We start from the raw sequence: 12941 nt of genomic DNA on the forward strand, positions 1-12941 counted from the left end.
TGATATATCAACATATATGACTATTTATTTTTAAGTGTAAATATCGATTAATCACTTTTTTTGTAACTTTATAAACCATTCATGGCTTTTTCGAAGTAGGAAACTGCTTCTTTTTCTTTGTCTTTTGACAAATGAGAATAGATATCTAAAGTCATAGAAATATTTGCATGACCTAACCTATATTGTAATTCTTTATAACTGATACCAGCATTCAATAGTAAGCTAGCATGAGTATGTCTGAAAGCATGAAAAGTAAATCTAGGTACTCCTGCTTGACCACACATTGTATCTAAAGCACATTGTCTAGTAGCATTATCGAAATACTCTTTAGTTGGTGTTGATAACACGATTCTAGGACTATTTGAGCCTAGTTCACTGAATAATTGTCTTTGTCGTGCTTTATAAAGCTTCATAAGATTCACTGTATCTTTTCCGATACTAATTATTCTATTACCAGATTTTGTTTTTGTGGTACTGATTATTTTTAAGCTCTTATTAAAAGTTTTTGTAACTGCTATTGTACCATTTTCTAAGTCAATATCAGACCATTCCAATGCACAAGCTTCACCAATTCTTAAGCCAGTTGCTAATAGGAGATTATATAGAACGTAATCAAAATATAAACCATATCGACCATAGCTTTTCTTTTCGATATGATCTAAGAATTTCTTCAAGTCTTCCTTTTCAATAAATTTTACTTTATTATTTTCTGTTTTCTGTTTTCTTGGCAAAATAATATCTCTTGCAGGATTGCTTGGAATCAAATTTAACAAGACGCCTTGCTGAAGTATTCTACTAATTATAGAACGTATCATAACAAAGCTATCTTGCTTTCTAGATAAATCATTAATAAAAACTTGAATCATACTAGCATTAATCTTATTAAGCTTCATATGGCCAAAATAAGGCCGTATATGGCAATCTATCTTGCTGATAGTGTTCTTATAACTTTGTGGCTTAACGGTCAGTTTGTAGCTCTCTAGCCATAATTCTGTTAGTTCATCGAAAGTATCTATATTTACTGATTTATAAATGGTTGACCCATTTTGTTTAAAATCATACTTCTTTTGAGTGGCAAGAAGTTTCACTTCTTTTTTGGTTCTGGCACTTACACTTGTTTTTACTTTTTTACCAGTAACAACATCGATACCTAAATAAACTTGCGAACGGTACACAGTTGCACCGTTTTTCTTTTTGTATTCTGTAATTTTCATATTAAAACCTTTCTAACATCAGCAGGCAAGCATCAGGGCGTTAGATTGGTTTTAGTTTAATGACAGTTAAATCGAAAAAATTATCTTAGAACGGTAATGGACCATGATGCCACTCTTCGACATCAGTTTTTAAAACAAATTTTATTCTGTGCTTATCACTATGCACATCAAAATCTAAAAGTTGAGAAGAAACTGTAGAATTTTTTTTAAAAGTAAACTCATCTTTAAATGTTTCTGTTAAATTTGTTTTGATATACAAACCTAAAACATTGTTGATTTCATTTAAAACAATATTTTGAAAAGGTGCTGAAAGACCATAGAATTCGTCACACTTTTCTTGATCGTTATTAACTAAATAAAACTCAACAAGTACTTTTTCAACACTAGTGTAATTATCTTTTATTTTTTCAATTGTTAAATCTTCCAAAAATTCAGGTTTATCCATATTTACATAGTAAGAAGCATCTCCAGAAAATTCAAGAGTACAGATTTTTATGTCGTATTTTAAAACCTTAAAATAAAGAAAAATTTTATCAGATTCTTCGTCTTTTAAACAAGAAACTTCAAAATCAATAGGAGAATATTCAAAAAAATCCTCTGGTGTAATTCTTAAGTTATTGCATATTGTATTGATAGTAGAGTAATCAACTTGTTTAGATTTGTTTGAAGTAATCTTTGAAATTGTAGATTGGGCAATTCCTGTATCTACCGCAAATCTAGATCCACTCAAAGACCTTTCCGCTAGTAATACTGACAGTCTATTAATTAACATATATTCCTCGCTTATTTTATTTAATTACTATTATAGCGTATCAGCTAAAAAAATGGAACATTAAACTAAAAAGAATATTGTTGACACCATAATATATTTTTGTTATCATAAATATAAGTTAACGTGATTACGCTATAACTTATATCAAAACAAGAAAGGAATATATCGTATGGTAAAAAATTATTTGCGCTTGCAGATGGCTAAAAAAAATTATAATTCTAAAAAAATTTCATCATGCACTGGTATTTCAGAATCAACTATTTCAAAGTTTTTGAATGATAAGACTGATGTGAAATTATCTACATTAATAAAAATTTGTACATTTTTAGATTGTAATTTATCGGAATTAGTTGAATTCATTCCATCAAAAAAGTGAGTGAAGTAAAATGTTCCAAAAAAAGCCTAAGCAGACGGCAATCAGCAAGGCTTTTAATCACAGAACACTAAGCACAAAATTTTGCAGGCAAGCGAAAATTAAGGGCGTTAGTAATTTTATTTATATAGTAATTGTACTATATATATCACACAAAGTCAAGCTACAACGGGAGTTTGCCAGTATCTCATAACTGGTTACTACAATACAAAAATGGAGAAATTAAAATGAAACAAGAAAAAAATGAAGTGTTATTAACTACAAAAGACCTAACCAAGCTAGGTGCTGAATTAAATGAAATCATGCAACAGATAGATATGGTTAACATTGCCATACAAGGACTAGAGTTTGCTGAACGTAAAGACGACTTAACTTTTCAATGGATAGCTAGACAATTCTTTACTACTAATTACACATTAAACGAAAACATTTCAAAAAAGCTAGATGAAATTGCTTGTTATCTTTTAAATGCTGACAATGAAAAAGAATTAAAGGTACTTAAAAATGATTAATGAATTGAATCTAACACCCTCTCAAACCGCCATATTCTTCATTATAAGCGCAGTTATCTTATTGGTAATGATATTATCCAAACAAACCATAGACTTTGTACAGGACTTCAATAAAGCTTGTGACGACAACGAGAAAGCATGTGCTGACTTAATCAAGGCTAATGAAGAATTGAGACAAACTATAATTGCAAGCCGTCAAGGCGCATATTTACAAATTGAGCATCATTAGGAGGTGCAGTATATGAACTTATTTAGCAACGAAACAGAGCAAGACTTGAAGATTCAAATTGCATCTATCGTAAATAATGCAGTCGATAATTTACAAAAGCCTGAACCTAGATTATTAGGTTTGATAACTAGAAAGCAACTCAAAGAAGAATTAGGGATTTCAACTCCCACCATTGAAAAATTTGAGAGACTTGGACTGAAAGTCTATCAGCCACCTTTAGAGGATTCAAGAACTAAATTTTATAAAGTTACTGACATACTCTCTTTTCTTGGCGTGGAGGGTTAGCATATGCAGATGATTAACTTACAAATAAATGCTGAAGTACTGCCAGCTTTCTCATTCTTGAAAGACAACCCAACACGATTGCTACAAAAAGATAACCATTTAATGTTGACCTATTGGAAACCTCCTAATGTCGAATTAGTCAATTATTCCTATAAAGGAGTGAAACTTGAGATAACAGAACATGATCAGATTGAAAAATTGATTGCAGATGGTTGGGAACAAATCAGGCCATTTAAAGTTTCTGCTGCTAAAAGAGAGTTAGTAGAAGCATTAAATCAAATTGAAACTAAAATATTAGCCAAGTCAAGGGTTGGTTCTGGAATTGTCATTGATGGACTCGTTTTTAATTGGATAGCATATGGAATTAGAGAGCCAAGCGATGTTATTAATTTTGTAAAACTGTTCTTCATCTGTGGTTATTCTTATGAGGAAGTTGTCCAACTATTTACTAATTTAACGATACCAAACAAAGAATTATTAGCATTATTTTTAGAGAGGATGAATCAGATGTATGGAATTGGGGAATAAAAGCATAAGTGTTTTGGATGCACTAGATGAATTAGTACCAGATATTGGAATAATCGGAAGTGAGATGGAGAGAGAACAGACTAAGGAAACTGTCCCAGAATACCGAAGTATATTTAAAAATTATAGACAAGGAGGATACTAGTTGGGAAATGAGTACTATGACATCAAACAAATAATTTATAAAATTTTTAGATCCAATAGGTGGGGAACAACGAAGTATGGAACATCCTCCTATAAGGCAGAATATCGGCGTAGCATCAGCTACTTACAACCACTTGACCAAGATTACAGAGTCCCAATCAAAGAGGCTGAATTTACTGGCGCAATTGCTGATAGTGATATATCCTACATAACAACAAATGGATTGAAAACTTATGAGTTCGCTTTTGGCTATCTTCAAGAAAACAAGAAAACTAAAATAAAAGAATTTGTATCAACCAAAGTTAGCCATCCTCCATTGCTTAAATTGATAGCAGATTATATCATTGGATGCTTTGCTATTGTTGATGGAAAGATTTTTGATATCAGTCAAGAATCAATTTCTGAATTAGATGACTACAGGCTTCAATTGAGATATGACTTGAAAGGTATTGACCATGCTAGAGAGTTATTGCTTGGCATCCATGATGAGTTTAATATAAAGCCAGTTAAGCAGATGGAACGCTACATTATTGCTTGTAATGACTTTCTGATTGATGTCAAGAACTCATGCATCATTGATCAGATGGCAGATAATAAAGTGTGCTATTTCAAGAGATTGAATGTCAGTAAATCTGATGTTGAACCATCAAAAGAAATTGCAGATAGATTTTTAAAGATGGTTACCAATGATGACAATAGTTATTTCAATGCTACACTTCAAACGTGGTATATGATGCAAGTTGCATCTGGAGTTAGAGCAAAAACCAATTTCTTTGTTTCAAAATCAAAGGTAAGGACTGGTAAAGGTTTAAGACATATTGCATTACAAGCGTTATTTGAATGTGTACCAGTTGAATTAGATGTCCTAACTGGTGGCAGTTTTGAAGCTATGCAAGGCTGGTCATTGTTCTCAGGTGGAGAGATGGCACTAGCAACAGAGCAGGGTGATATTCAAGGATTAAAGTTGGAACGTGTCCTTAAAATCATAGCAACTGAAAAAAGTCATGTTACCCGAGGGATTGGGCAGAATATTTCTAAAGTAAATCTTACCGCAGTTCTATGCGTTGACACAAACCGAACCGTTGCTTTGTCTGATGAAATGAATGGACGTAAAGTGCTGATTCAGTTCAGAGATAGACCAGACGGCGAGACGGATATCCAAAGGGAAGATATTTTTAGACCATTTTGGGAGGCATTCACAGATGATGATAAGGAACCATTAATTTATGGATGCATCGGATTTCTGTTAAACGCTATGGAGTTATTCCAAAAAGAAAACTATCAATATGTCTGGCGTGAAGTTGAGCTTATCAATGAGTTTGAACTAGATCCAGTTCAACTGCAACTTGTACAATTACTTCAAAAAACTGATTATATTTTGAGAAACGATGATATAGCTATCGACATACAAAAGACTTACAAAACCACCAACCTTTTTGGCAAAGCAATTTCAGAAATTGGTGTTGGAGCATACAAGAAAAAAATAGATGGAGAACCAAGACAAGCTTATAAAATTGTAAATAAAGAACGATTTAACAATATTGTAAGTCAATTTGAGTAACTTGGTAACTATCAAAGTAACTAAGTAATGATGTTTGAAAGTTACCGTTAGAATGCTATAAAATCAACCGTTTTAAGCTAAAAATACTAAAAGGTAACTAGGTAACTATCAAATTAAGGGGTTGAACTTCTAGATAAATATAAATAGTATTGCTCTCTAGTATGTGTTTTTGATAGTTACCAAGTTACCGTTCGGTTAAACCCCTTGGGAGAGTAAGAACAAAGCGGTAACTAGGTATGAAAGTTACCACAAGTTACCATAAAGGAAAATTAGGAGAAAAAAACATGAAAAACTTAGAAGAAAAAATTGAACCAGTTGTAATTATCCTCGATGAAGAAGATGATTTTGACTTTGAAGAAACAGATGATGAAATCCAAGCTCAATATGAAGCAGAGTGTTTAGAAGATGATACCCAAGATGTTATCAATTGGATTAACGAAAGTAATACACTTGCTGAATATGTCTCAATGGAATTTGAGAACATGAATCAAGACGACTTAGGAGCTTCTCTTGAAAATGCTAGTCAGTGTTTAGATGCTATTGTTGGAATGTTAGAAAATGGGACTTTAGCCCTAGCAGGTGGCAAACATGAAAATTAAAACATTTTATCAATACAATAATGAATCACCAGAAGAATTTGATACTAAGGTAAATCAGTTTATTCAATTAGTTAGAGTATTAGATATTATTTCAAGCTCAGCGTCTGGAGGTAGTTCTGACTGCTTAGCACCTAGAAGCACACTAACAGTAGTTTATGAAGAAAAGGACTACTTCAATAGCAGCCTCATTGGTAGAAAATATTGAGGTACTAGATGCAAGTTAAGACAAAAATATTCACTACACTCTTAGCTAGTTACGATGACAATATCAAATTAGATGAGACGGTCAATAACTTCATTGCTAACAAGGACTTTGTGTCGGTGGACTTCCACATGATGCTCGTAAGTTCTCCAATGGATTGCATCAGGTACACTGCTTTTATTACTTACCAAGAATCAAGGTAAGCTCCATAAATTGAAAGGAGTGATGCCATCGATCTAATAAGCAAGTACAGTGGGAAGCTAGTAACCCTATCACGAGGTAAAACGTGAGCCAACTGGTAGGGTTGCATTTAAACGTTAATATAGAAAGTAAAATGCAAATGAAGTTACTAACTGAGTGCAATAAACAAATTGAAGAACTTGTGTTCTTAAGGATGAAATCATGAGTAAACATAAGAGTATCCAAATTTATAGAGATAACAAATCAGTAATTACAAAAAATAAATCTGAGACATTTGAGAAAAAGAAAAAGCAAGAACGGGTAACCCGCTTCAAGCGAATTAGAAAGCGCCGTAAATGATTTTGATTACATAGTTAACTAGAGAAATACGAAAGTCTAAATTAGTTTTCAGAACAAGAATAATAAAAAACAAACAAAAGAATTGGAGAAACAAAGTATGGTAGAAATTAAAGAAATCAAACAACAAATCGAAAAAGTGAAAAAAGAACATGAAGATTATTCTATTTACACTTTTCAAATAAAAAAATTACAAAATGAATTGGATGAATTAAACAACAAAGAAGACAGCCCAGGGAAAAAAAGTAAGGTTCTTAGACTTCAAAAAGAAATTGCTAAATTAGAAATACAAGAAACTGAGAATGCTATGGAAGCTTATCAAGAATTGGTTTCCAGTTTTAACGCTATTCCCTCATTAATAGGCATCTACTTTTCCGAACAATTGAACAACGACAAAGAAGCCCAGAGGCTAGGGCAAGAATACAATGAGACAAAGGAAAAGCTTATTAATCTGGCAGTTGAACATAACGTAAGATTGAAAGAAAAACTAGACCAACTAAAAAAAGAAATTGTAGCCACAGGTTTCTATGAATTAGATAGAGAAATCTCAGATAATAAAATTGTCGGACAACTTGGCTATCGTACACCTGAAACAAATTATATTAGGTTCTATAAGTCAGATGATAAAGAGCTACGCGTCCCAAATCAGCTACTTGGATTATATGAAGAAGCATTGCGAAAACGTGAAGCTGTTAAATGTAAAAAGCCAAAGAGTGGATTATTAAGTAAATTAATGAAGTAAGAAAGAGGGATAACATGAAACGAAAATACACAGTTACCACTAATAATGCTGAAGTAACAAAGCAATTGAGAACTGCACTTGATGGCTATATGATAGGTACATATGTGGACCCAGTGTTTAACATTAACTACATGGATAACAAGGCAGGCTTAACCATAGAGTATGCAAGTAGCATGGACTTAACCGAAGTATTCGATAGGATAACTAATCCATATCTTCTAAAGAAACCTGAAGCAATTGCCAACTCAAAGCTAACAGATGACGAAGTCAAAGAAGCTGTGAACTATTACTCAAACAATATCATTTAACTATCAAGGGAGTGACTTCGGTCATTCTCTTTTTAGTTATCTTATTAACGATATGAAAGATGTTTGTTGTTAGTAATATAAGTTATCACATTAACTATTGAAGTGTCTTAGAACGCAAGTGAGAACGTCTCACAGTGTGTGAACAGTAATCTTATTCTATTGAAATGATTGAAGCTTGTATATCGGAAATAATCAGAATTGTTTTGTATCATATAAATAATACAATAGTATTAGTTTGGCTACTATTTAACCAGTTTTTAAATGAGCGTTACATACGATAATACCAGAGTACCCCCGTCTTATTTTAACGGGGCTATGATTAAGTTTAAACAAAAGAACGCGCCCTCTTTTGTGCAAAAAATTCCCTTTTTGAAGTTTTCAAAAAAATATAAAAGCCTATAATAAAGGCTTTTGTGAGACTTTTACAATCGATAACCTACCCCAAAGGATAGCAAAAAAGCCGCATGGATAACCACACGGAAAAAAATTGGGGTAGTTACAGCTTTCCTAAGTTGTTTTGGAGTGAGAAATAGAGAGAAACTGAAACTTCTTTTTTCTGAAAGTATACTACTTCCTTTGTTATCTGTAAACACTTTATAATTTCTGTCTAGGTTAGTGTAACCTATTCAAAATTTGAAGAGTTCAAAAAATTAAATAGAGATTGTAATGCAGAAAAAAATGAAAAATGAGTACATAATAAACAATTGAGGTTTATGAAGGCACATCCTTGAACTCTTTTGGCCGAAAAAGAGGTATTGTATAAATTTAGAGAGTGACTTAGATCGCTTTCGTTTTATTTCCTGATTTCATCGAGAAAATAGGGCGATTTGAAGCACAGTTCTTTTAAGTAATATAAACTATCAAGACTTTAATTAAAAGTCGCTTTGCTTTTGAAACTAGCAAAGTTCAAGTTTATTAAAAAAAAGCAGGCACTCAATGCTTGCTTTTTGCGTTTACTATTCTCTAACATTTTCTACCCAATAGTTATAATTTGAAACAAGCCCGTTATCCGTATGGCCGGTTGGTGCTACTTGTCTTATCCATGACAAAAATGCTCTAGAATCATCCCCATCAACTAATACTTGTTCTGTTTCATTCCCATTTGTATATTGTGCAATTACTTCATTTGGACTTACCCAAGCTGGAGAGACATAAAATCCATCACGATATTGTTTCATCATTTCGGGGTTTTGTACAGATGGCCACAATTCACTAGGATATGGCTGATTTGTTAATGCTGGTTGAGCAACCGCCGGATCAGCGGATGATGGAGTAGTGCCTGTTTGTGTAGATGATTCTGTACTACTCGTTTGAGCGCTTGACTTATCAGAACTAGAGGCACTTTCAGAAGAACTTGAACTTGATTTTTCTACACTTGAAGAACTCTTAGAAGTTTTAGCAATTTTATCTTTACTACTAAAATTTTTATCTGTAGTATTTTTGTTCCCATTAGAACATGCAGTCAATAAGATTAGTGAAGATAAAATTATAAGTGATTTCTTTTTCATTATGAGTACCTTTGGTTTTATTATTTATTGATTTTGTTTTAACTATGAATATATTTTACTACTTTATTATTTAAAAGGCTATACTAATTAGTTGTATTAAATAAAAAACAAGTTTTAAAAGTTGCCTACAAAATGTAAAAAACCATTAACTTTTGGTGGTGGTTTTTGTATATTAAAAAAGCGCCCCACGAAAGAGCGCCATTGGTATTAGTTCGTAACTATATTATACCATAAGGAGACATGATGAATAGTGTAAATGCAGTCAGAAAGTTAAATGAATTTAGAAAATGGCAAAACATAAGTGGTAGATTTGAAATAAAATATGATAGCAATTTCATTTTAGAATTGAATTGCAACTCAAATCCCCCATATAAGCGCAGGAATAAGCTTTCTATTAATCGTGAGTGTGCACTAGAGGAACTCAACGCAATCATGCACGCTATTAACTGCATTAGTGTAAGAGCACTTAGGCAAATACTGATCCTGAACTATCTGATTTCAGACAAGCTAAAAAATTACGACATCTATTCCATGATGAAAAAATCTGAATCGTGGTATTATCCAAAGAAGAAACAAGCACTTGAAGAATTTTCAAAGCATTATAGGGAGTCTTGTTTGATGGATAATTAGTAATCACTTAAATACTTTACCTTAGCTTAGAATGGCAATGTCAGCACTAAAGAGGGATAATCTTTTCATTATTTTTTCATTTCTAATGAGCTTATAGCTGAAAAGAACGCAACCATTGACAAGATATATAATCTAAAGGACAATGAGCAAATTAAGGTTATGCTACTTAGATATAGCGAGGATATGACTTGGGATGAGGTAAGCCAAGAGATTGGACTATCTAGGAGCAAAGTTTTTTAAAGTACATAAGCAAGCAATGGCTAAGCTAAATAACTAAAAATCACATAATAGATTTAATAAATTCAAAGTTTATTTTACATATATTAATTGTCAAATTAAGTTAGACAATTCCTCTTTGCATATGTGACTCAAGAATACTTCTATTGGTGTTTTATAGTTTAATGATTTTCGAGGGATATTATTTCTTTTCGATGCAATAGATTGGATAAAAGATTCATCAACTTCGTTGAAATCCATTTGCTTTGGTAAACCATCTTTACGTAATAAACCATTAGAGTTTTCATTTAACCCTCTTTGTGATGGTGTACCAGGATCTGCAAAATAGATATCAATATCATTTATATTACTGATTGATTTCCAATTTGAAAATTCCTTTCCACAATCAAAAGTCATTGATTTGAATAGATGCTTAGGTACAGATTGCATCCATTGGTTCAAACGATTTTCAATATCTATAGCTCGTCTGCCTTCTGGCTGAAGAGTGATGATTACTTTAGATAATCGCTCAACGAGGGTAATAACAGCACTTTTGTGCTTTTTACCCACAATAGTATCCCCTTCAAGGTGGCCAAATTCTTGATTGAATTTAGAATAATCATTTCCTCTGTCACGAAGTGATCGACGAAAAGATTGTTTTCCCCGAGTTTCTTTGTGTCCGTTGGCTTTACGTTTTCCTTTCATAGGTAGGTGAGTCACTTCAAATACGCCTTGTTTAAACATACGATAAAGTGTACGCATAGAACAAGAAATAGAAAACTCTGCACGGCCAACAATCACATCAGGTGTCCAACCTTGAACAACCCTCTTTTGAATATATTCTGTTTGTTCATCTGATAAGACAATAGGACGTCTGCCACAGCGAGTTTTATTCTTCTTGTATTGATTGAAATAATCTAGAGCATTGTGCCCTGTTTTGAAAAATTGGTAAACTTTATGAATCGTTTGTCTAGATCTATTCAATAGTACTGCGGTTTTAGCTACAGATTGATGATTATTATAATACGCCTCTATCATTGCAAGTTCATTTGATGTAAGATGGGTATAGGTCATTTGTCTTCACTCCTTATAATTCTTTTGCGGGAACTATCTTGAGTGTAGCACAAATGACTTTTTTATTTGTCTAGCTTAATTTTACAATCGGCGTAACAAAATACTCGCTGAATAGCTTTATATCCACGTTCTTAGACTTGTTAGGATTTAATAATCGATATCCCCACTTTAAAATAATAGGTAAAATAATAATCCTTGAAACCGCTGGAGAGGGTCGTCTAAAGAAAAAATATTTCTCTTACACGTAAGGGGATAAAAAATACCTCTCATTTAGAATTGACATTTTATAGAATTAATAATACAATATATTCAAAAATAAATTTGAATGAGGTAAAAATGATAAATACAATAATTACTGGAATAATTCTTTATACAGGAACTGCAGTTGATTTATTAATTATTTTAATGATATTTTTTGCTAAGCTAAAAAAGAAAGATGAAATTAGACAAATTTATTTAGGACAATTTCTTGGATCTGGATTTCTAATTTTTTTAAGCATGATTTTCGCATATCTTCTCCATTTTGTACCCAATAAAGAACTTTTAGGCTTATTAGGTTTAGTTCCAATTTTTTTTGGGCTAAAAGTACTTTTAGGTGGCGAAGAGGGTGGCGAGGAATTGGCAAATGAACGCCTAGAACAGCCTAAAAAGATCAATATCGTTTATACTTTAGCTATGATCACAGCAGTAAGTTGTGGAGCTGATAATATTGGGTTGTTTGTTCCTTATTTCATAACTTTAAATTTTCAAAAACTAATTGTAACCTTAATTACTTTCTTTGTTATGATTTTCTTGCTGGTTTATTCGGCACAAAAAATAGTTAACTTACCAAAAATCGGAGAATTCTTGGAAAAAAATAGTAGGTGGTTTATTTCAATAGTATATATTGTTTTAGGTATATTCATTCTAATTGAAAATAACTCCATTGAATTATTTAAAACCCTATTTTAAAAAAGGAAATCACTAATGACTAAAGAATTAATTTGCGAAAATATTGTAATCGAAGAAGAAAAAGTTAACAGAGTGTTAGATTATTTTGAAATGGATTCTTCTAAAAGATATTTGAGAATACTTTCAAAAATAAGTGATGAAAAGAAAGTAAAAATAATACTATCACTAATAAAAGAAGAAAAACTTTGTGTTTGTGATGTAGCCTTTCTTCTAAATATTAGTATAGCTTCAGCGTCACATCATTTACGAAAGTTATATAAACAAGATGTTTTAGATTTTTCCAAAGACGGTAAAATGGTTTACTATTTTATAAAAGATGATGAAATAAAAGATTTTTTCTCATAAGAATGAATTGAATTTTTTTGAAAAAATAAGCACCACTTAAGGTGCCATTTCTTGCCTGCTGAACTCATTTTTAGTGACTTTTTATATAGTTTTGATTTTGTTTTATTTTCATCTAACTGTAAACCAAATCATCACAAACGCTTATATATCAATGAAGTTTACTGTAAATTTACACTGTTTAAATGCTAGGTTTAATTCTACAATCTTTTGCATC

Annotated in this window: 17 protein-coding genes; 13 read left to right on the forward strand and 4 right to left on the reverse strand. The window is 31.9% G+C overall.

From position 1 onward, the window contains the following. Positions 1-68 precede the first annotated feature (68 nt). Both MKY69_RS09990 and MKY69_RS09995 read right to left on the reverse strand, forming a co-directional pair. A complete protein-coding gene (locus tag MKY69_RS09990; protein WP_340791762.1) occupies positions 69-1214 on the reverse strand; it encodes a tyrosine-type recombinase/integrase in 1146 nt (381 codons plus the stop codon). Between the two features lie 85 nt (positions 1215-1299). Further along, entirely contained in the window at positions 1300-1986 is a 687-nt protein-coding gene (locus tag MKY69_RS09995) for a helix-turn-helix domain-containing protein (protein ID WP_340791763.1), read from the reverse strand. 169 nt (positions 1987-2155) lie between these two features. Between MKY69_RS09995 and MKY69_RS10000 the strand changes: the two genes are divergently transcribed. From MKY69_RS10000 to MKY69_RS10045, 10 genes are all read left to right on the forward strand, one after another. Then, on the forward strand, positions 2156-2362 hold the full coding sequence (locus MKY69_RS10000; RefSeq protein WP_340791766.1) for a helix-turn-helix domain-containing protein: 207 nt from the start codon (positions 2156-2158) through the stop codon (positions 2360-2362). A gap of 224 nt (positions 2363-2586) precedes the next feature. Then, on the forward strand, positions 2587-2871 hold the full coding sequence (locus tag MKY69_RS10005; protein ID WP_340791768.1) for a hypothetical protein: 285 nt from the start codon (positions 2587-2589) through the stop codon (positions 2869-2871). Between the two features lie 241 nt (positions 2872-3112). Beyond that, a complete protein-coding gene (locus tag MKY69_RS10010) occupies positions 3113-3385 on the forward strand; it encodes a hypothetical protein (RefSeq protein ID WP_099567772.1) in 273 nt (90 codons plus the stop codon). A gap of 3 nt (positions 3386-3388) precedes the next feature. Next, positions 3389-3913, forward strand: coding sequence for a hypothetical protein (locus tag MKY69_RS10015; RefSeq protein ID WP_013794508.1), 525 nt, complete (start codon positions 3389-3391; stop codon positions 3911-3913). A 142-nt stretch (positions 3914-4055) separates the two neighbouring features. After that, positions 4056-5615, forward strand: a complete 1560-nt coding sequence (locus MKY69_RS10020) for a phage resistance protein (protein ID WP_099567773.1) — start codon at positions 4056-4058, stop codon at positions 5613-5615. Positions 5616-5899: 284 nt separating this feature from the next. Further along, positions 5900-6214: a hypothetical protein gene (locus MKY69_RS10025; protein ID WP_340791773.1), complete on the forward strand. Its 315-nt coding sequence runs from the start codon at positions 5900-5902 to the stop codon at positions 6212-6214. Next, the gene (locus MKY69_RS10030) at positions 6204-6419 is read left to right on the forward strand and encodes a hypothetical protein (RefSeq protein WP_003107878.1); all 216 of its coding nucleotides are present in this window, start codon (positions 6204-6206) and stop codon (positions 6417-6419) included. The genes MKY69_RS10025 and MKY69_RS10030 overlap by 11 nt, the downstream gene beginning before the upstream one ends. Before the next feature lie 399 nt (positions 6420-6818). After that, positions 6819-6956 (forward strand): hypothetical protein, encoded by a 138-nt coding sequence (locus MKY69_RS10035; protein WP_340791777.1) that lies wholly within the window; start codon positions 6819-6821, stop codon positions 6954-6956. A 97-nt stretch (positions 6957-7053) separates the two neighbouring features. Further along, positions 7054-7695, forward strand: coding sequence for a hypothetical protein (locus MKY69_RS10040; RefSeq protein WP_340791779.1), 642 nt, complete (start codon positions 7054-7056; stop codon positions 7693-7695). A gap of 14 nt (positions 7696-7709) precedes the next feature. Beyond that, a complete protein-coding gene (locus MKY69_RS10045; RefSeq protein ID WP_340791781.1) occupies positions 7710-8003 on the forward strand; it encodes a hypothetical protein in 294 nt (97 codons plus the stop codon). 956 nt (positions 8004-8959) lie between these two features. Here the strand turns inward: MKY69_RS10045 and MKY69_RS10050 are convergent. Further along, entirely contained in the window at positions 8960-9511 is a 552-nt protein-coding gene (locus MKY69_RS10050) for a hypothetical protein (RefSeq protein ID WP_340791783.1), read from the reverse strand. A gap of 243 nt (positions 9512-9754) precedes the next feature. Here MKY69_RS10050 and MKY69_RS10055 point away from each other — a divergent pair, with 243 nt between their 5' ends. Then, the gene (locus MKY69_RS10055; RefSeq protein ID WP_071519011.1) at positions 9755-10141 is read left to right on the forward strand and encodes an ArpU family phage packaging/lysis transcriptional regulator; all 387 of its coding nucleotides are present in this window, start codon (positions 9755-9757) and stop codon (positions 10139-10141) included. A gap of 330 nt (positions 10142-10471) precedes the next feature. Here the strand turns inward: MKY69_RS10055 and MKY69_RS10060 are convergent, their stop codons facing one another. Beyond that, entirely contained in the window at positions 10472-11431 is a 960-nt protein-coding gene (locus MKY69_RS10060; RefSeq protein ID WP_002360751.1) for an IS30-like element IS1062 family transposase, read from the reverse strand. 336 nt (positions 11432-11767) lie between these two features. On the opposite strand from MKY69_RS10060, the gene MKY69_RS10065 reads away from it, so the two are divergent. Then, positions 11768-12382 carry a CadD family cadmium resistance transporter gene (locus MKY69_RS10065; RefSeq protein WP_003107889.1) on the forward strand — a complete coding sequence of 205 codons (615 nt, stop codon included), beginning with the start codon at positions 11768-11770 and terminating at the stop codon, positions 12380-12382. A gap of 15 nt (positions 12383-12397) precedes the next feature. After that, positions 12398-12727, forward strand: coding sequence for an ArsR/SmtB family transcription factor (locus MKY69_RS10070; protein ID WP_003108890.1), 330 nt, complete (start codon positions 12398-12400; stop codon positions 12725-12727). Positions 12728-12941 lie beyond the last annotated feature (214 nt).

The organism is Streptococcus sp. FSL R7-0212, from assembly GCF_038007985.1.
Taxonomy (GTDB): domain Bacteria; phylum Bacillota; class Bacilli; order Lactobacillales; family Streptococcaceae; genus Streptococcus; species Streptococcus parauberis.